This window comes from Geodermatophilus telluris, from assembly GCF_900102745.1.
Lineage (GTDB): Bacteria > Actinomycetota > Actinomycetes > Mycobacteriales > Geodermatophilaceae > Geodermatophilus > Geodermatophilus telluris.
In genome coordinates this window covers 16,527-33,494 of the sequence record NZ_FMZF01000008.1, presented here as the reverse complement: position 1 = coordinate 33,494, position 16,968 = coordinate 16,527, and the positions used below count along the sequence as shown (strand labels likewise).

The following is a 16,968-nucleotide window of genomic DNA, read 5'->3' as shown; positions in this document are numbered from 1 at the left end:
CCGTCACCGTCCCCGGTGCCGGGAGACCGCCAGGGTCACCAGGAACGCGACGAACCCGGCGACCAGTGCCACGCCGACGGCCGAGCCGGGGTCGGTGGGCGCGACCAGGACGAAGAGCACGAGGGCGGTGAGCGCGGCGACCCCCGCCGCGACCGGGGTCCCGCTGCGCGCTCCCGGGGGGACGCGGCCGGGCGGTGGGGGCGGCGGGACCGGCGGCGGGACGAACGGGGGCCGCGGCTGTCCCCGGGGTGGTCCCGGCGGCGCCGAGACGCCGCCGAACAGCGGCCGGTCCTCCTCGTGCGCCGCCCCGGACCACCCCGCCGCCCCGTGCCCGCCGCCCGGAGGGGCGGGGGCGGGCGAGGTCCACCACTCCGCCGGCGCCCCCTGCTGCGGCAGGTGCCAGACCGGCGGGGGCGGGGGCGGGGGCTGCGCGTGCCGCCCGTGGACCCGCTCCCGGTCGAGCAGCGCCTCCAGCGGACCGTCGGCGTCCCAGCCCGGGGCGCAGCACGCCCGCAGCCGCCCCACGACGTGGGCCACCTCCGGGTCCTCGATGTCGCGCAGCAGGGCCCAGGCCCGCGTCGCGTCGACGCGCGCGAAGTCGTCGGAGGACAGCAGGAGGTTCTCGCCGGTGTGCAGGTCGCGCCACGCGTCGGGACGGCGCGACAGCGCGAGGAGGCTCGTGTAGACGACCAGGCCGGGGAAGGTGTCCATCCAGCGGCCCCAGGTGCGGCCGGTGCGCTGGTAGTTCGGCTGACCGGTCTCGGCCGGGGCGGGCCAGCCGGCGAACGGCGTGATCCAGGACCCGTCGAAGTCCACCAGGCGCAGCGCCGACGAGGACTGGACGAGGACGTTGCCGTGCTGCAGGTCGCCGTGCGCGAAGTCGGCCTGCTGCAGGCGGCGGAGCTGCTCGCGCCACCGGCCGGCCAGGGCGTGCAGCGCCCCGACGTCGCCGCTGCGGGCGAGCTCGCCGACGTGCACCTCCAGCGTGCGGCCCTCGATCCACTCCATCTGCACCATGGGCCAGGTCCGCCCCCCGATCTCCACCGCGTCGTCGACCCAGTGCACGCCGGCCACGCAGTCGAGCAGCCCGTGCTCGGCGAAGTGGCGGGCCAGCGCCCCGTAGCGGCGGCCGTCCGAGGCGTCCTCCCGGATGAAGAAGCGCAGCGCCTGGTCCCGGCCGTCGACCGTCGCCTTGAAGACCACGGCCGCGTTGCCGGAGGCCGGTGAGGGGATGCCCCACACCGGGTGCAGGGCGAACACCGCCCGGCGCAGCGAGGGCGTCCGGAAGGCGTTCTCCGGGTCCTGCACCGCGGCGACGTAGTCCTCGATCGTGGGGTGGGTGCTCATCGGCAGATCACCAGCACTCCGGCCTCGGTGGGGGTGACGTGCGCCCGCAGCAGCGTCACGTCGTCGTTGCGCACGTCGCCGGCCGCGCGCAGCCGGTCGACCAGGTCCCGGAAGACCTGCGGGTGGTCGACCGAGGTGAGCTCCCGCCACCGCGCGTCCCCGTCCCGCACGGCCCGCACCACCCACTCGGCGAGGGCGTCGGTGGCGAGCAGCAGGCAGTCACCGACCCGCAGGGCGCCGTCCCGCGTGCGCAGCGCGCCGCGCATCCGGGCGCGCTGCCCGGGCTGGGTGGACACCCCGTCCGGCGTCACGCCGAAGTCCTCGGCGGCGAGGTCGGGGACCTGGGCGAGGACCCGGCCGTCGCGCACGTGGAAGAGCACCGTGTCACCGAGCGCGGCGGCCACCCAGCGCGGCTCGGGACCGCCGAGGCCGTGCACCTCGCACCCGAGGAAGGTGGCGAACGAGCCGGACTCGAGGAACTTGTGCTCCTCGAAGACCGTGGCGAACGCGCGGGGCGCACCGGCCCACACCTGCTGCTGCCGGCCGAACCACGCGTCGAGCCCGGCCGGGTCCAGCGCGGGCGCGCGGCCGTCGGGCGCGAGGAAGGCGTCGACGAGCTGCCCGACCCAGTGGGCCGCGTCGTAGGCCTCGGTGGCGCCGTCGGCCACCACCAGCCGGGCGGGCCGGCCGGTGCGCGGGTCGCCGGGGTCGTAGCCGGTGCCGTCCTCCCACTCCGCGTCCGCCGAGCCCGCCTTGGCGACGGCGAAGGCGACGAGCTCGACCGCCGTCGTCACGCGGTCAGCCATCGCGCACCTCGTACCGGGTGCCGATCTCGAGGAACCTGACCAGCATCGCGAGGTCGGCGTTGAACACGAAGCCGCGGGCGCCCGGCTCGAGGTCGATGTGCTCCGCGCGGGCGTTGCGGACCATCTGCTCGGGCAGCTCGCTGCTGATCGCGAACAGCTCCGGTGCCGGCTCCGGCAGGTCCCGCACGTGCGCCGGGAAGGCCGTGATCGGCGCGGGGTCGGCCGAGAGGAAGGCGTTGAGCAGCACCGTGTGGCCCAGGTCGGTCCGGACCGACCGCAGCCGCGCCGCCCAGCCCGCGAGGTCGACGCCCTGGTAGGGGCTGTCGGTGACCAGCCCGTCGGTGATGTTGGCGACGATCGGCGGCAGGGACCGCGGGAACGCCCGCGCCCACTCGGCGACGTGCGCGCCGGCGAGGGCCATCGCGGCGCACATCGGGGTGCGGAAGCCGTGCGCCGGCTCGTACCAGACCGGCATGCGGGAGCGGCGCGGCAGCGCGTCCGCGGAGGGGTCCGACCGGACGTCGATCGGGCTGTCGGCCAGCTCGGGCAGCGGCACGATGGCCCGCTGGGCGAGCGCGCCCGGCAGCGCGGACTCCACGCCCTCCAGGCCCGTCCGCGGGCAGAGCCCGTAGCCGTAGACGCCGACGTAGAAGTACGGGCGCAGGGGCTTGCCCGCCTCCTTCGTGGACTTGACGCACAGCTGGAAGAGGAGCTTGTTGATCGCCCGGGCCGCGCCCTGGGCCAGGGTGAGGCCCTCCGACCCCGCCCACGGCATGCCCATGGAGTCCGAGCGGTCGACCAGCAGGACGATGCAGCCGGGTGTCTGGCGGGAGAACACCGGTGCCTGGCTGTACGAGGGGTTCACGGGGACCTCCTGGGCGGGACCGGACCGGGGCCGCGCTCGGCCCCCGGCGGACGGACGACGGTCGCCGGCCACGGCGACCCGCGGCCCCACTGCCAGGTGTGCGCGCACCGGCGACAGGTGAAGGCGAACACCGCGGCCCGCCGGCGCGCCTCGACGCCGAAGTCGCCGCAGCGGGGGCACTGGACGAGCCGGCGGACCGCGCCGGCGTCGCGCGCGGCGCCGGGGACGGGGTGGGTCTCCCAGGTCGGCGGCGAGGCGGCCCGCACCGGCACCGGTTTCGGCGGCGTGAACACCGGCAGGGCCGGGGCGGGAGCGGCCCGTCCGGGTCCGCCCCCCGCCGGGTCGTACCGGCGGCCGGACGGGAGCGCGGGTGCCGGGGGGAGCGCGGGCGGCGCCGGGCGGGGCGCGGCCGGGTGCGGCACGGGCGGGACCGGGCTGCCGGCGGGGGGCCCGGGGGACCGGCGGTCGGACACCAGCGCCGCGGAGGCCAGCACGCTGAGGACCGTCACCAGCAGGACGAGGGCGAGGAGGACCCCTGGCTGCGGGAGGCCGTCCTCGGCCACCCACAGCACGACGACGGCGGACAGCCCGCCGGCCAGGCTCGCGGCCGCGACCCGCAGCAGCAGGAGCAGGTCCGCGACCGTCCGGCCGCCCGAGGCGCTCACGACCGCACCAGCTCGAGCTCGAGGGACTGCCCGCGGGTGGCGGTCCGGCAGTGGATCGGCCCGACCGCGTCCTCCCAGCCGTCGCTGCCGATCTCGAAGCCCTCGGGCACCTGGATGCACAGGTACACCTGCTCATCCCCGTCCCGCCACACCACCGGGTGCAGGTCGCGGAGGTCCTCGTCGTCCTCCCCGGCAGGACCCGGCACGAGCAGCGACGACAGGTCGTACGAGCGCGACGACTCCCCCCCGCTCGGGGACGTCGTCTCGGAGGGCCTCGTCTCGCTGGGCGTCTCGGAGGACGTCGTCCCGGGTGCCGGCTCGCTGGTGGGCGGCTCGGTGGGCGTCGTCGTGGGCGTCGGGGCGGCGCCCGTGGACGGGGCCGGGTCGGCCGTGGACCCCGACGGGAGGGCCTGGCCGAGCGCGAGCACCACGGCGAAGGCCAGCCCGAAGGCGGCGATCGACGCGGCGGCGAGCCGCTTCCGGGCGGGCACCGCGCGTCACCCGCTCGCGTAGTCGACGGCGGCGAGCACGAGGACCCCCACCACGGCCGCGACGAGGGTCAGGGCGACCGCGGCGAGGACGACCGCGGTGTGCGAGGCGCTGCGGGCGCCGTCGAGGTCGCCGGCGGCGGAGCGGCGGACGACCCGCGCCGAGGAGCGGAGGGCGAGTCCCGCGGTCACGGCGGAGACGGCGAACGGCACGACGAGGTAGGTCGCGCCGAGCAGGGCGGCGAGCACGCCGAAGCCGACGGACAGCAGCAGCCCGGTGACCCCCAGGGCCCGGCGGGTCGGGGGTCGCGGGGCGGCGGGGCCGGGGGCCGCGGTCGTCGACGCGCGCGCCGGTCCCGCCGCGGTGCCGGTGGGGGACCACGCGGGACCTCCGGGCTCGGCGGGTGCGTCGTGCTCCCCGGGCCCGGTCCGTCCTCCGGGCGCGCCCGGGGGCGGCCAGGGGTCCGCCGCCGGCGGGGGCGGCTGCGGGGTGTGCGACACCCCGGGGAAGGTGGGGGGCGGGCCGTCCGCGTCGCCGTCCGGTGCCGGTCCCCGCGCCGCCCGGGCGGCGGTCCCCGAGCGCAGCTGGTCGAACACCTCCTCGGTCCGGCGGGTGAAGACGTCCTCCGCGGTCCCGGCCGGGTCGGGCGCGGCGGTGTCGCCGGTCCCGGGTCCCCGCCGGTGGGCGTGGAGCTCGGCCACGCGGGCCAGGAAGAGCCCCTCGGCGTCGGGCTCCCCGGCGGCCGGCCCGGTCCACCCGGACGCGGGGGGCGGCCCCGCCCCGGGACCCGGACCGGGCGGAGGCCCGGGGTCCGGCCGTGTCCCCGCAGCCTCCGCAGCCCCGTGGTCGGGCGGGGGCGCCTCGGCGGACGCTCCCGGCGGACCGGCACCGGGCGCCGCCTGGTCGGTGCCCGTGTCCCGCGCGATCTCCTCCTCCAGCAGGCGGAGGGCCTCGAGCGTGGCCCGGATCTCCAGGCCCGCCGCGTTGGTCCGCCAGGGCTTGCCCATGATCGTGTGCAGGATCGCCACGACCTCCTGGCGCACCGCCCGGTCGGTCTCCTCCGCGATCGTCCGGCGCAGCTCCGCGATCACGTCCAGCTGGGCCTTGGGGGTCAGCTCGGTGCTCTCCACCTGCTGGCTGATCTGCCGGACGTAGGCGCCGGGGATGGGCGGCTCCGGGGGGAGCGGCTCGGGCAGCGGCGGGCAGCGCGCGGCGGAGCTCTCGGCGGCGGCGAGCACCTCGATGGCGGCCACGGCGTCGTCCGCGCGGAACGGCACGAAGTGCCGCTGGGCGAGCGGGTTGCCCTGCTGCTTGACGACCGGGCCGACGCGCACCGGGAGGACCGGGCGCTCCAGCCGCTCCGCGTAGTCCAGCTCCGACAGGCACGCCCGCGACTCCAGCGATCGGTCCGACAGCGCGAACACGAAGACGCTGCACGAGCGGATGTGGTCCAGGATCGTCGGCCACCAGACGTCACCGCCCCGGAGGTCGTGGTCGAACCACACCTCCCGCCGGGCGGCCTCGAACACCCGGGCCATCGTCTTCACGAGGTCCTCGTCGTCCCGCGCGTAGCTCAGGAAGATCGTCATCGGGGCGCGGTCTCCCTCCCCGGGTCGGGCCGGCGGGTGTCTGCTCACCCCTCCCGGCGGCGCGGCCGGTCGGTCGGTCGGTCGCCATGGCACTCGCCGTCCATCACCACGGCGTCACGACGGCGTCACCGCGTCGTCACCGCCGTCCGGCGGCACCGGGACGCCGTGACGCGCAGGTGACGGCGCGGTGATGCGCGCCGCCGACCCTGGGCGCACACCGCCGCCCGGCCCTGCACCCGCCGGCGGCGGACCAGCCACCCGGCGGCCGAACTCCTCGAGGGGGAGCAGCATGCGCACCTACACCGTCCTGCGGGACCTGACCGACGCGAGCACGGGCGAGCCCTTCGGGGGAGCGGCGTCGCTGGACGCCCCGGACCTCGGCGCGGTGGGGCTGCGGGTCGACACCGAGCGGCTGGACAAGGCCGACGTCCGGTCGATCAGCCGCGACCCGTCGGTGCGGGCCATCGCACCGGTCATGCCCACCACGCTCGTCCACCCGGTCGACCAGGCCGAGGACCACGACGGCGAGGCGGGCGGGACCGCCTGGGGCGTGACCGCCGTCGGCGCGGACCGCTCGGCGCGCAGCGGCGCGGGGGTGGTCGTGGCCGTCCTCGACACGGGCATCGACGCCTCGCACCCGGCGTTCACCGGCGTGACGCTCACGCAGGTGGACTTCTCCGGGTCCGGCAACGGCGACAAGCAGGGGCACGGCACGCACTGCGCGGGCACGGTCTTCGGCCGGGACGTCGGCGGCACCCGCATCGGCGTCGCCCCCGGCGTCGAGCAGGCCCTGATCGGCAAGGTGCTCGGCGACGACGGCAGCGGCGACTCGGACATGATCTTCCGCGGCATCCAGTGGGCGCTGGACAACCACGCCCAGGTGCTGTCCATGTCGCTGGGCTTCGACTTCCCCGGCCTGGTCGAGGACCTCACCGGCCAGGGCTGGCCGGCGGACCTCGCCACCTCCGTCGCGCTGGAGGCCTACCGCGCCAACCTGCGCATGTTCGACGCGCTCATGGCGGTGGCCCGGGGCCGCGAGCCGTTCGGCGGCGGCTGCGTGCTGGTCGCGGCCGCGGGCAACGAGAGCCGGCGCACCGTCGACCCCGACTACGAGATCGCCGTGTCCATCCCGGCGGCCGCCGACGGCGTGGTGTCGGTGGGCGCCCTCGGCGAGAGCCCCGGCGGGCTGCAGGTGGCGCCGTTCTCGAACACCTTCCCCCAGGTCAGCGGGCCGGGCGTCAAGGTGCTGTCGGCCAAGGTCGGCGGCGGGCTGGCCACCCTGAGCGGGACGAGCATGGCGACGCCGCACGTGGCCGGGGTGACGGCGCTGTGGTGGGAGGAGCTGGCCGCCTCGAACGTCCCGCTGTCGGCCCGGGCGGCCACCGCCAAGGTCCTGGCCACCGCGACGACCGCCGGCCTGGCCGACGGCGTCGACCCCGCCGACCGCGGCCTGGGCCTCGTCCAGGCGCCCTGACCGCCTCCTGACCGCCCCCCGACCGCCCCGGGGGCGCGCCCGGCGCCGGCCGCGCGCCCCCGGCCGCGTATCAGCGGCCACGTCCCGGGTCTCTGCACCGGTGGAGCACCGGTGCAGAGACCCGAGGAGCCGCCGTGCGCCCGACCCACACCGCGCCCGCGGCCCGGGCGCTCGCCGCCGCGCAGGCGACCACCGACCGGCCGGGCCACGAGCACCTCGGGCCGCTGTCGGCGCACCGCGGGTTCCTGCCGACCCGCCCCCCGCTGCCGCGGCTGCCCGCCAGCCACGCCGCCTGGGACGAGGCGGCGGCCGCGCTGCCGGCGCTGTTCCGCGACGTCGCCGTGCGCGAGGCGCTCGACGGGCTGCCGGTGCTGCCGGCCGGTCCGGACGCGCTGCCCGACGCGGCCCTGCAGCGCGCGGCGACGGTGCTCGGGCTGCTGGGCCACGCCTGCGTGCACGGCCGCGCGACCGGCCCCGCGGACCTGCCCGCGGGCGTCGCCGTCCCGTGGGCGCAGGTGCGCCGCCGGCTCGGGCGGTCCCCGGAACCGGTGCTCACCTACCCCGACCTCATCGTGCACAACTGGCGGTCGGCAGGCGGGCGGGACGCGCTCCCGCTGCTGTCGGACGACCTGCGGCTGCTGGTGCCGGTGGCCGGCAACGAGGAGGAGCGGGTCTTCTACCTGACCCAGGTCGAGATCCTGGCGCGCTGCGCACCCGTGGTCACCGCCGCCGTCGCCGCGCAGCAGGCCGTGCTCGACGACGACGCCGAGGCCCTCGCCGCCGCGCTCGCCACGGTCACCGCCGCCCTGGAGGCGGCCACCCGCCGGTCGCTGCCGCTGATCGACCCGCGCCCGGGCGCCCGCACCGCCGTCGACCCGGTCGTGTGGGCCAAGACGGTCGCGCCGCTGGCCGTGCCGTTCCGGGCCGGCGTCCTCGGCCCGAGCGGCACCGCGAGCCCCGTGTTCGGCCTGCTCGACGCGCTCCTGGGCCGCCGCGGGCACGCCAGCCAGCTCGGCCGCGAGATCCTGCTGCACCGCCGCAGCGCCCCGCCGCACTGGCGCCGGTTCCTCGACGCCGTCGACGAGGTGCCGGTGCCCGCCTACGTCGCCGCCCGCGCCCGGCCGGGCCTGGTGGCCGCCCTCGACGCGGCGCGGGAGGCCTACGCGGGACCCGAGGGGTTCCTCGGCCGGCACCGGCGGAAGGTGTCGGGCTACCTCGCCGTCGCCTTCCTGGTCGGCCGGGGCGTCACGATCGGCGGGTTCGCCGGGACCCCCGGCGAGCACACCTGGCACACCGTCGACGCGGCCCTCACCGCCTCGCGCACGGAGCGGCCGGTCCCGCCGGACGCCCGCCGGCCCGCCGCCGGCGGCGGGCACCGGGCGCGCGGGCGGCGGCTCTCGGTGGCCGACGTCGCGGAGCACAACGACGACGCGCACGGCTGGTGGGTCGCCGTCGACGGCCGGGTGCACGACGTCACCGGGTTCCTGCGGCGCCACCCCGGCGGGACGGCGGCGCTGCGGGCGCACGCCGGCCTCGACGCCACGGCGGCCTTCGGCCGCGCGCACCCCGACCGCCCGGCGGTGCGCCGGCTGCTCGCGGCCACCGACACCGGGGCGCTGACCCGGCCGGCGCTGACCCGGGCCCGCCTCCTGCACGAGGAGTGGGGAGCGGCGCTGGCCGGTCTCGTGCAGCTGCAGAACGCCTTCCGGCTGGACCGCTCGTTCGGGCGGGGCACCGAGCTGTGCCGGGCCGGCGGCGACCGGCCCACCGCCCTGCAGGCCGACCGGGCCGCCGACACCGCGGCCCGCTTCGGCGACGGGTACCTGCCCCGCTTCGCCGTCGAGGTCCTCGCGCCGCTGGCCGAGCACGTGCTGCGGGAGCAGCAGGCGGTGCCGCGGAGGATCCGGGCCGTCCCAGGTCCGCCGCCGGGGCCGGGCGCGCCGCGGCAGCGGCTGGACGGGGTCGACCGGCGGATCGCGGCCACCAAGGAGCTGCTCGTCGCCGGTGCCCGGGCCTTCGACACGTGGGGTGACGCCGTCCTCGGCCGGGGCGAGCTGTGGCGCCTCGCCGCCTCCGCGGTCCCGGTCTGCGCGGGTGCCGCGACGGTCGCCGTGTCCGTGCCGCGGGCCGCCTGAGGACCCCGGTCGCGGCTGTATCAGGCGCGCGGCTGCCCGCTCCGTCCCGACGAGGCCGCGCCGGGGATCGCGCGGCCTCCCCGGGCACCGCCCGGGTCCTCCCGATCCCGCGGACACGAGGGGGACATCATGACGTACGGCGCACCGCCGTCGCAGGGGTGGCAGCAGCAGCCCCCGCCGCCGGTCCAGGACCCGTCGGCCCCGGGCGCACCGCGCCCGGGCGGGGGCTTCTTCACCAGCCTCCCCGGGATCCTGACCGCGGTGGCCGGCCTGGTCACGGCGGTGACCGGCGCCGTCGGCATCTACGTCAGCCAGGGCGACGACGCCACCGGCGGGCAGGGCACCCCCAGCAGCACGGACGCGCCCGCACCGGTCCCCGAGGACACGGGCGGCGAGGCCGACGTCGGTGACCTGCCGGCCGACTTCAGCGAGACCTCCCTCGACGACGAGGCCACCACGCTGCTCGACGCCTGCGCGGCCGGGGACCTCGGTGCCTGCGCCACCCTGCTCGACACGCTCGCCACCGAGTGCGCCGACGGCTACGGGATCAGCTGCGACGCCCTCTACTACCTCTCGCCCGTGGGGTCGGCGTACGAGGACTACGGCGCCACGTGCGGCGGTCGCTACGACTGGACGTACGTCGGCGTCTGCCGGGAGCTGTGATGGGCGGCCCGCTCCCGCTGCCGCACCCGGGACACCGCAGCCCGGTGTCCCGGGTCGGCCGGGCCGTCGACCGGCCGCTGTTCTGGTGGAGCGCCGGGGCGGTGTTCCTCGCCAACGCCGGGCTCTCGGTGGCCGAGGACCGCTGGGCCCTGGCCGTCCTGCACGTCCTCACCTGCCTGTGGGCGGTCGTCGCCGGGGTGAGCGCGGGCCGGCCGGCCCCGGGCACCCCGGAGCCGGCCGGCGGGGACGGGGGCCGGGGCACCCCGGCGCAGCTGTCGCCCTAGCCGCGGGCGAGCCCGGCCGGCACCGGGGCGGCGTGGCGGGTGTCGTGGGGCGTGTCGGCGACGGTGTCGACGACGGTGTCGACGACGAGGCGCATCGGGGTGACCTCGGGACCGCGGTAGGACAGCTCGCTGCCCTCGAGCCAGTCCCGGGGGCTGATGTCGACGTCGGCGTCGAGGTCCTTGCAGACGGCGAACGGCTGCACCACCGGGGCGCCCGCGTCGCGCAGCGAGATGATCAGGTGCCACGGGTAGGCCGGGTTGTGCAGCCGGAAGTCGATGAGCGAGAAGTTCGCCGGCTGCCGCCGGTGGACGTGGAACAGCGCGACGGGCTCGAGCCCGCAGGACTCCAGCCGGCGGTGCACCGCGAGCTGCTCGGCGGGGTCGGCGACGAAGCCCGCGTCCTCGTGGGCACGGAAGTAGGACCCCTGCGCCTCGAAGGCCGGCCGGGCCCACTCGGCGTTGCGGCGGTTGCGCGCGGGGTCGAAGAACACCACGTCGGTGGCGGTGAAGGGGAAGCGCGGCGCGTCCGGGTCGGCGACGAGCAGGCCGAAGGACTTCAGCCCGGCGGCGTGCACGGTGGCGGCCGTCGTGACGAGCCGGTCGACCAGCGGCCGGGACAGGTGCAGCTCCGGACGGCCGGCGGACTCACGGACGACGGCGGCGGGCGAGGTGGGCACGGGGAGGCTCCAGCGGGGCGCGACGGGGGATCCGGACGCACAGCAGAGGCGCCCGGGCGCCCGCTGATACCCCCGGGTCAGCCCCGGGCCGGCCCGCCGTGCGGCCAGAACGCCAGCAGCGTCCGGATGCCGGTGACCAGCGCCAGCGGCCGGTCGAGCATCGGGTGGTGCCCGGCGTCGGGCAGGTCGACGACCGGCAAGCCGCCGGCGGTCAGCGCGGCCATCTCGGCGGCCATCGCCCGGTCGACCAGGCCCTTCTCGCAGCGGAACAGCGCCGCGGGGCGGGTCAGCTGCGGCAGCAGCTCGGCCAGCAGCGGTGGCGGGCCCCACAGCTGCGGGTCGAACTTCCACGTCCAGCCGTCCTCCTCCCGGCGCAGCGAGCCGCGCGCGACGTGCTCGCGGACGTGGGGCAGCAGCACGTCCTGCGGCGGCAGGGTGCGGAAGCGGGCCAGCGCCTCCTCGGCGGTCGGGTACCGGCGGTGCGGCCGCCGCCGCTCGCGCAGCCGGTCCTCCTCCGGGGGCCGCGAGACCAGCGGCGCGTCGATGACGGCGACCGCCGACACCGCCCCGGGGTGCTCGACGCCGGCCACCAGCGACACCCAGCCGCCCATGCTGTGGCCGAGGACGACCGGGCGGTCGAGGTCCTCGGCCGCCGCCACCGCCACCACCTCGCGGGCCCAGGTCGCCATGTCGTAGGAGGCCCGCCGGCCGCTGTCGCCGTGCCCGCTGAGGTCGAGGGCGACGACCCGGTGCGAGTGCAGCTGCGGGGCCACGTGGTCCCACCAGCCCGAGTGCGCCGCGCCGCCGTGGACCAGCACCAGCCCCGGCCGCCCGGGCTCGCCCCACACCCGGTAGTGCACCGGCGTCCCGTCCACCGCGACCTCCCGGTGGGCGGGCGCGGCCGCCAGCGCCTGCACGAACCAGGCGGGCGGGCCGGCGGGGTCGGGATCGGGGGCGGACACGGGCGGCTCCTCGGGAGTGGACCAACGGTCCGCCATCATCCGGATCCCCCTCCGCCGGGTCCGCGGTGCCCCCGGTGTCGTGCCCCCGGAGCGGTGCCGTGCCAGGGTGGCGGGAACGGGACGGAGGGGGACGGAGGGGACCGGGTGCAGGTCGACCGGGGCGCGGCGCTCGACGGGCCCGTCGACGTCCGGGCCGACGCGCGGGCCGCGGAGGACGGCGGCTACGACGGCTTCTGGGTGAGCGAGGTCGCGCACGACCCGTTCGTCGGGCTCGCCGTCGCGGCCCTGGCGACGGAGCGGGTGCGGCTGGGCACCGCGATCGCGGTGGCCTTCGCCCGCACCCCGATGACCACCGCCGCGGCCGCCGACGACCTGCAGGCCCTCTCCGGCGGCCGGCTGGTGCTCGGCCTGGGCACCCAGGTCAAGGCGCACGTCACCCGGCGGTTCTCCATGCCGTGGTCGCACCCGGCGGCCCGGATGCGGGAGTACGTGCTCGCGCTGCGGGCGATCTGGGACACCTGGCACACCGGCGCCCCGCTGGCGTTCCGCGGCGAGTTCTACACGCACACGCTGATGACCCCGGTGTTCACGCCGCCGCCGCACGGGTTCGGCCCGCCGCCGGTGCTGCTGGCCGGGGTCGGGGAGACGATGACCGAGGTGGCCGGCGAGGTGGCCGACGGCTTCCTCCCGCACGGCTTCACCACCGAGCGCTACCTGCGCGAGGTCAGCCTGCCGGCCCTGGAGCGCGGCCGGGCGCGGACCGGCCGGACCCTCGAGGGCTTCGTGGTCGCGGGCTCGCCGATGGTGGCGGCAGGCCGCACGGAGGAGGAGCTGGCGGCGGCCACGGCCGCCGTCCGCGCGCAGCTGGCCTTCTACGGCTCGACGCCGGCCTACCGCCCGGTGCTGGAGCTGCACGGCTGGGGCGAGCTCGGGGAGCGGCTGCACGCGCTGTCGCTGCGGGGGCGCTGGGAGGAGATGGGCCGGCTGCTCGACGACGAGGTGCTCGACGCCCTCGCCGTCGTCGGCAGGCCGGAGGAGGCCGGCCGCGAGGTCGTCCGCCGCTACGGCGACCTCGTCGACCGGATCTCCCTCGCCACGCCCCGCGGCGCCGACCCCGGGACGACGGCCCGCGTCGTCGCGGCGGTGCGGGAGGCCGCCGGCTGACCGGCCGCTGCGCTACACCGGCCGCGTGCGCGCGGCGACCAGCTCCCCACCGGCCCAGCCCTCGACCCGCACGACGGCGGCACCGGCCACCCCGGCCACGGTGACGGTGGGCGTCGTCCCGCCCGGGGGGACGTCGACGCTGGCCCGCGGCCGGCCGTCGACGTACACGTCGACCCGCTCCACCCCGCGCGTCCCCAGCTGGAGGGTGAGCGTGCCGCCGGCGTCCAGCGACGGCGTCACCTGCAGGCTCCGCGCGGGCATCGCGGCCAGCAGCGCCCCCGCGGCGTCGAGCAGGTCGGCGTTGTCCTCCAGCACGTCGCGGCGGGTCAGGTCGTGCCGCCGGTCCGGGACGACGCCGAGGTCCTCCACCGGGGTCCCCGCCAGCTCGTGCACCCGCAGCGTCCGGCGGATGGAGACGCGCATGGCCGCTCCGTTGGGCAGGGCCCGGTACGGGCTCTCGGGATCGGGCGCGGGCAGCTCCAGCAGCTGCTTGAGCAGGCTGTGCGTCCACACGTTCGCGCCGCCCGCCCCGGTGTTGTCGTCCACCCCGAGCACCGGGCCGATCCGGTGGTCCTGGAAGCCGGCGGTGAAGATGTCGGTCGCCGAGTAGCACCGGGCGTCGGTGACCAGCACCACCGGGCCGCAGTACTGCTGCCCGCGCCGGTTGACGCCCTCGACCGGGGTGATGGAGAAGGCGGAGGAGAAGACCGACCCGGTCTCGACGGCCTGCTCCATCGACCGCAGCCAGGGGCCGAGGTCGATGCCGCTGGGGTTCTCCGCGTGCTGCCGGACGACGGACAGGTTCAGCGGGGTGCAGATGAACTGCACCGGCTCCGGCGTGATCGGCCGCGGAGTGAGCGTCTGCAGGAGGAACTCGCTGGCGTGGATGTGGCCCCCGCCGTTGCCGCGCACGTCGAGGACGAGGCCCTCCTGCGGGAGCAGCCCGGCCAGCCGCACGAACTCGTCGACGAAGGCGTCGGGGTCGTTGACGTTGAACGTGAAGACCCGGAGGTGCCCGAACGTGCCCGAGGAGGTGACGACGCTGCGCGCCCGGAAGACCAGCGGCATGGTGGTCGTGAGGTCCGCGCCGGCCTCGGCGGGCTCGGTCTCGACCTCGGCCTGGACGTCGGAGAGCTGCGCCTCCACGGCCTGCGGCGCGAACAGCAGCGCGCGGGCGCGGCTCGCGTCGTCGGCGTAGAGGTCCAGCCCCTGCGACGCCGCCGCGGTGGTCGGCACGTCGGCGTCGGCCATGGGCGGCACGTTCGGGCCGACCAGCCACGGCTGGCGCAGCTCGTGGCGCACCCCGCCGGCGTCGAGGTAGCTGACGGTCACCCACTCCTCGTCGGGCGGCAGGTGCAGCCGCAGGGGGCGCAGCGTCAGCGCGTCGACCCCGCGCGCCAGCCGGGCGGCGCGGTTGCTGCCGGCGAAGCGGTCGGCGCTGACGGCCACGGCCAGGCCGATCGGCACGCCGTTCCAGTGGGTGATCTCGACGCCGCGGGTGAACGTGGGGGCGCCCACGCCCGCCGCCGTCCGGCTGACGAGGTAGCGCTCCTGCCCGCCGTCCACGCAGCGCTCCACCTGGAACGGCAGGTAGGCGATCATCCCGGCGAACGGGGCCGGCAGCACGTAGTTGGTGTGCAGGTCGCGCACCGAGTGGAAGATGCTCGACATCTCCCGGTGGAAGTCCCGCTCCGGGCCCATCGTCGCGTCGGTCTGCTGCCGCAGGCGGGCCCGCAGCAGCCGCAGCCGCTGCACCGGGTTGACCGCGTGCATGGCCGCCTTGAGCGGCAGGTGCACGTAGTTGCCCTCGAGCAGCACCAGGGCCTGCTGGACGAGCGTGCTGCGCTGGGCGTGGGTGAGCGTCCCCGCCGCGGCCACGAACTCCTGCAGCGGGACCGAGCCGGGGATCGGCGCCCCGGCACTGCCCACCTGCACGGTCAGGTCGGCGGGCAGCGACTCGTCGGCGGCGGCGTCGTCGAGCGGACGCCGCGGCGCCAGCACCTCGACCCGGGTGCTCGTCGTCATGGTCCTCACTCCTCGTGTCCCGCGGCCCGCGTGTCGGGCCGTCGCCGGGGCACAGGGGAGCGCGGCGACCGTCACCGCCGCGTCACCGGCCGCGCGGTGACGGCGGGGTGACGCCCTGGTGACGCCGGCTGCCTAGCGTGCCGGCGGGGCCGCCGACCGGCGGCTGCGCGCCGACGCCGCGCCGGGGGGTGCCTTGTCCTACGAGCCCGACCGCCGGACCACCTCGCCGCTCATCGGCGACCTGCACCTGCCGCCGGACACCGACGACGAGGCGCTGCTGCACGACCGCGTCCCGGCCCTGGTCGAGCTCAACGTCATGTACCCGGGCGGGCTGGTCGAGGTCGCCGGCCGCTTCTGCCTGGTGGTGTGGGAGCGGGACTACCGGTCGTGGGCGGGCGAGCCGCTCCCGCCGGAGGACGCGAGCAGCCCGCAGAGCGTCACCGAGCCGCGGGTGCCGGCCGGCCTGCGGCGGGTGACGCCGAAGCTCTACCAGTGCGTGCTCACCCGACCGCAGCTGCGGGCGCTCGTGGCGCACGACCGGCGCACGGCCGCGTCCCAGGGCCTGCCGCCCACCGTCTTCAAGGTGTGGCCGGACTACCAGCTGCAGCCGCAGATCGACCGCTCCGCGCCGACGGTCAAGGCCGACGCCGCCTGGCGGTCCTACAGCGCGCGCGGGCGCGGCGTCGTGTGGGCGGTGCTGGACTCCGGCATCGACCAGCGGCACGGCCACTTCGCCGCCCTGGAGCTCGCCCGGGAGGGCCGCGACGCGGGCCGGGCACCGGCCGGCGACGGCGACCCCGGCCCGCCGCTGCTCACCGCGGGCCTGCACCGCGACTTCCGGGACCTGGTCGTGCTGAAGCACGCCGACGCGATCGGGGAGCCGGCCCCGCTGGAGGACGACCTGGGCCACGGGACGCACGTGGCCGGCATCATCGCCGGCTGCACCCCGGCGGACCGGGCCGCCGTCGTCGCCTCCTCGGAGGAGCCGACCGCCGGTGGCTACGTCCAGCGCCGGCGCGTGCAGGTGCTCTCCGGCATGGCGCCGGAGTGCGAGCTGGTCAGCCTGCGGGTGCTGCGGCGCACCGCGCAGGGCGACCACGTCACCTCGTCCGCGGCGCTCATCGCGGCGCTGCACCACCTGCGCCACGACGTCAACGTCGACCCGAACGTGCTGCGGGTGCACGGGGTGAACATCAGCCTGGGCTGCCCGTGGGAGCCGAGGGACTACGCCGCGGGCCGGTCCCCGCTGTGCCAGGCGGTCGACCAGCTCGTGGACTCCGGTGTCGTGGTCGTGGTGTCGGCCGGCAACTCCGGCGCGGGCGACCCGCTGGCGCCGCGGCCGGTCGCGGCGCTCGGCTCGGTCACCGAGCCGGCGCACGCCGAGAACTGCATCGCGGTGGGGTCCACCCACCGGGAGGCCCCGCACGCCTTCGGCATCACCTGGACCTCGAGCAAGGGCCCCACCCTCGACGGCCGGGTGAAGCCCGACGTGGTCGCACCCGGCGAGTGGATCACCTCGGCGGCCACCGGGACGGTGCGGGCCCGGGCCGGCCTCCCGGACGACCCCGAGGCCGATCCCGACCTCTGCTACGCCGAGCAGTCGGGCACCTCGATGGCCGCGCCCCACGTGTCCGGCGTGATCGCCGCCTTCCTGTCGGCCCGCCCGGAGTTCACCGGGCGCCCCCGGGCGGTCAAGGAGCTGCTCATGCGGTGCGCCACCGACCTCGGCCGCGAGCGCTACGCGCAGGGGGCGGGCCTGGTCGACCTCATGCGGATGCTGTCGAACGTCTGACGCCGTCCCGGTGGGGGACGGGGGCGAGGAG

General features: G+C 77.5%; 15 protein-coding genes. 6 read left to right on the top strand and 9 right to left on the bottom strand.

All coding sequences use genetic code 11. From position 1 onward, the window contains the following. Positions 1-3 precede the first annotated feature (3 nt). Genes BLQ97_RS21305 through BLQ97_RS21280 form a run of 6 tightly spaced genes read right to left on the bottom strand, consistent with a single transcriptional unit; the run spans position 4 to position 5,761 of the window. Complete coding sequence (locus BLQ97_RS21305; protein WP_091368776.1) at positions 4-1,347, bottom strand: protein kinase family protein; 1,344 nt, start codon at positions 1,345-1,347, stop codon at positions 4-6. Further along, on the bottom strand, positions 1,344-2,153 hold the full coding sequence (locus tag BLQ97_RS21300) for a hypothetical protein (RefSeq protein WP_091368774.1): 810 nt from the start codon (positions 2,151-2,153) through the stop codon (positions 1,344-1,346). Before BLQ97_RS21300 ends, BLQ97_RS21305 begins: the two co-directional genes overlap by 4 nt. Beyond that, entirely contained in the window at positions 2,146-3,018 is an 873-nt protein-coding gene (locus BLQ97_RS21295; protein WP_217637310.1) for a hypothetical protein, read from the bottom strand. Before BLQ97_RS21295 ends, BLQ97_RS21300 begins: the two co-directional genes overlap by 8 nt. Continuing rightward, positions 3,015-3,683 carry a hypothetical protein gene (locus BLQ97_RS21290; protein WP_091368771.1) on the bottom strand — a complete coding sequence of 223 codons (669 nt, stop codon included), beginning with the start codon at positions 3,681-3,683 and terminating at the stop codon, positions 3,015-3,017. Before BLQ97_RS21290 ends, BLQ97_RS21295 begins: the two co-directional genes overlap by 4 nt. Next, entirely contained in the window at positions 3,680-4,174 is a 495-nt protein-coding gene (locus tag BLQ97_RS21285; RefSeq protein WP_091368769.1) for a hypothetical protein, read from the bottom strand. The genes BLQ97_RS21290 and BLQ97_RS21285 overlap by 4 nt, the downstream gene beginning before the upstream one ends. A 6-nt stretch (positions 4,175-4,180) precedes the next feature. Continuing rightward, positions 4,181-5,761, bottom strand: a complete 1,581-nt coding sequence (locus BLQ97_RS21280; RefSeq protein ID WP_091368766.1) for a toll/interleukin-1 receptor domain-containing protein — start codon at positions 5,759-5,761, stop codon at positions 4,181-4,183. Between the two features lie 289 nt (positions 5,762-6,050). Between BLQ97_RS21280 and BLQ97_RS21275 the strand changes: the two genes are divergently transcribed. From BLQ97_RS21275 to BLQ97_RS21260, 4 genes are all read left to right on the top strand, one after another. Beyond that, positions 6,051-7,235 carry a S8 family peptidase gene (locus tag BLQ97_RS21275; RefSeq protein ID WP_091368763.1) on the top strand — a complete coding sequence of 395 codons (1,185 nt, stop codon included), beginning with the start codon at positions 6,051-6,053 and terminating at the stop codon, positions 7,233-7,235. A 134-nt stretch (positions 7,236-7,369) separates the two neighbouring features. Further along, positions 7,370-9,370 (top strand): cytochrome b5 domain-containing protein, encoded by a 2,001-nt coding sequence (locus BLQ97_RS21270; RefSeq protein WP_091368760.1) that lies wholly within the window; start codon positions 7,370-7,372, stop codon positions 9,368-9,370. A 129-nt stretch (positions 9,371-9,499) separates the two neighbouring features. Continuing rightward, entirely contained in the window at positions 9,500-10,033 is a 534-nt protein-coding gene (locus tag BLQ97_RS21265) for a hypothetical protein (protein WP_091368756.1), read from the top strand. Beyond that, positions 10,033-10,317: a hypothetical protein gene (locus BLQ97_RS21260; RefSeq protein WP_091368751.1), complete on the top strand. Its 285-nt coding sequence runs from the start codon at positions 10,033-10,035 to the stop codon at positions 10,315-10,317. Before BLQ97_RS21265 ends, BLQ97_RS21260 begins: the two co-directional genes overlap by 1 nt. Here the strand turns inward: BLQ97_RS21260 and BLQ97_RS21255 are convergent. Together BLQ97_RS21255 and BLQ97_RS21250 are read right to left on the bottom strand one after the other, a co-directional pair. Beyond that, positions 10,314-10,994 (bottom strand): MPN domain-containing protein, encoded by a 681-nt coding sequence (locus BLQ97_RS21255; protein ID WP_091368748.1) that lies wholly within the window; start codon positions 10,992-10,994, stop codon positions 10,314-10,316. The genes BLQ97_RS21260 and BLQ97_RS21255 overlap by 4 nt on opposite strands. A gap of 77 nt (positions 10,995-11,071) precedes the next feature. Further along, positions 11,072-11,956 carry an alpha/beta fold hydrolase gene (locus tag BLQ97_RS21250; RefSeq protein ID WP_245692592.1) on the bottom strand — a complete coding sequence of 295 codons (885 nt, stop codon included), beginning with the start codon at positions 11,954-11,956 and terminating at the stop codon, positions 11,072-11,074. A 144-nt stretch (positions 11,957-12,100) separates the two neighbouring features. On the opposite strand from BLQ97_RS21250, the gene BLQ97_RS21245 reads away from it, so the two are divergent. Then, complete coding sequence (locus BLQ97_RS21245) at positions 12,101-13,120, top strand: TIGR03617 family F420-dependent LLM class oxidoreductase (RefSeq protein ID WP_091368743.1); 1,020 nt, start codon at positions 12,101-12,103, stop codon at positions 13,118-13,120. 12 nt (positions 13,121-13,132) lie between these two features. Here BLQ97_RS21245 and BLQ97_RS21240 read toward each other — a convergent pair whose 3' ends face one another. Continuing rightward, positions 13,133-15,145 (bottom strand): S41 family peptidase, encoded by a 2,013-nt coding sequence (locus tag BLQ97_RS21240; RefSeq protein WP_091368741.1) that lies wholly within the window; start codon positions 15,143-15,145, stop codon positions 13,133-13,135. A 193-nt stretch (positions 15,146-15,338) separates the two neighbouring features. On the opposite strand from BLQ97_RS21240, the gene BLQ97_RS21235 reads away from it, so the two are divergent. After that, positions 15,339-16,937: a S8 family peptidase gene (locus tag BLQ97_RS21235; RefSeq protein ID WP_217637309.1), complete on the top strand. Its 1,599-nt coding sequence runs from the start codon at positions 15,339-15,341 to the stop codon at positions 16,935-16,937. The last annotated feature ends 31 nt before the right edge of the window (positions 16,938-16,968 follow it).

Excerpts from the sequence above, each read along its gene's own strand:
- BLQ97_RS21305 (WP_091368776.1), bottom strand. The coding sequence starts at position 1,347 with ATGAGCACCCACCCCACGATCGAGGACTACGTCGCCGCGGTGCAGGAC.
- BLQ97_RS21300 (WP_091368774.1), bottom strand. The coding sequence starts at position 2,153 with ATGGCTGACCGCGTGACGACGGCGGTCGAGCTCGTCGCCTTCGCCGTC.
- BLQ97_RS21280 (WP_091368766.1), bottom strand. The coding sequence starts at position 5,761 with ATGACGATCTTCCTGAGCTACGCGCGGGACGACGAGGACCTCGTGAAG.
- BLQ97_RS21275 (WP_091368763.1), top strand. The coding sequence starts at position 6,051 with ATGCGCACCTACACCGTCCTGCGGGACCTGACCGACGCGAGCACGGGC.
- BLQ97_RS21265 (WP_091368756.1), top strand. The coding sequence starts at position 9,500 with ATGACGTACGGCGCACCGCCGTCGCAGGGGTGGCAGCAGCAGCCCCCG.
- BLQ97_RS21260 (WP_091368751.1), top strand. The coding sequence starts at position 10,033 with ATGGGCGGCCCGCTCCCGCTGCCGCACCCGGGACACCGCAGCCCGGTG.
- BLQ97_RS21240 (WP_091368741.1), bottom strand. The coding sequence starts at position 15,145 with ATGACGACGAGCACCCGGGTCGAGGTGCTGGCGCCGCGGCGTCCGCTC.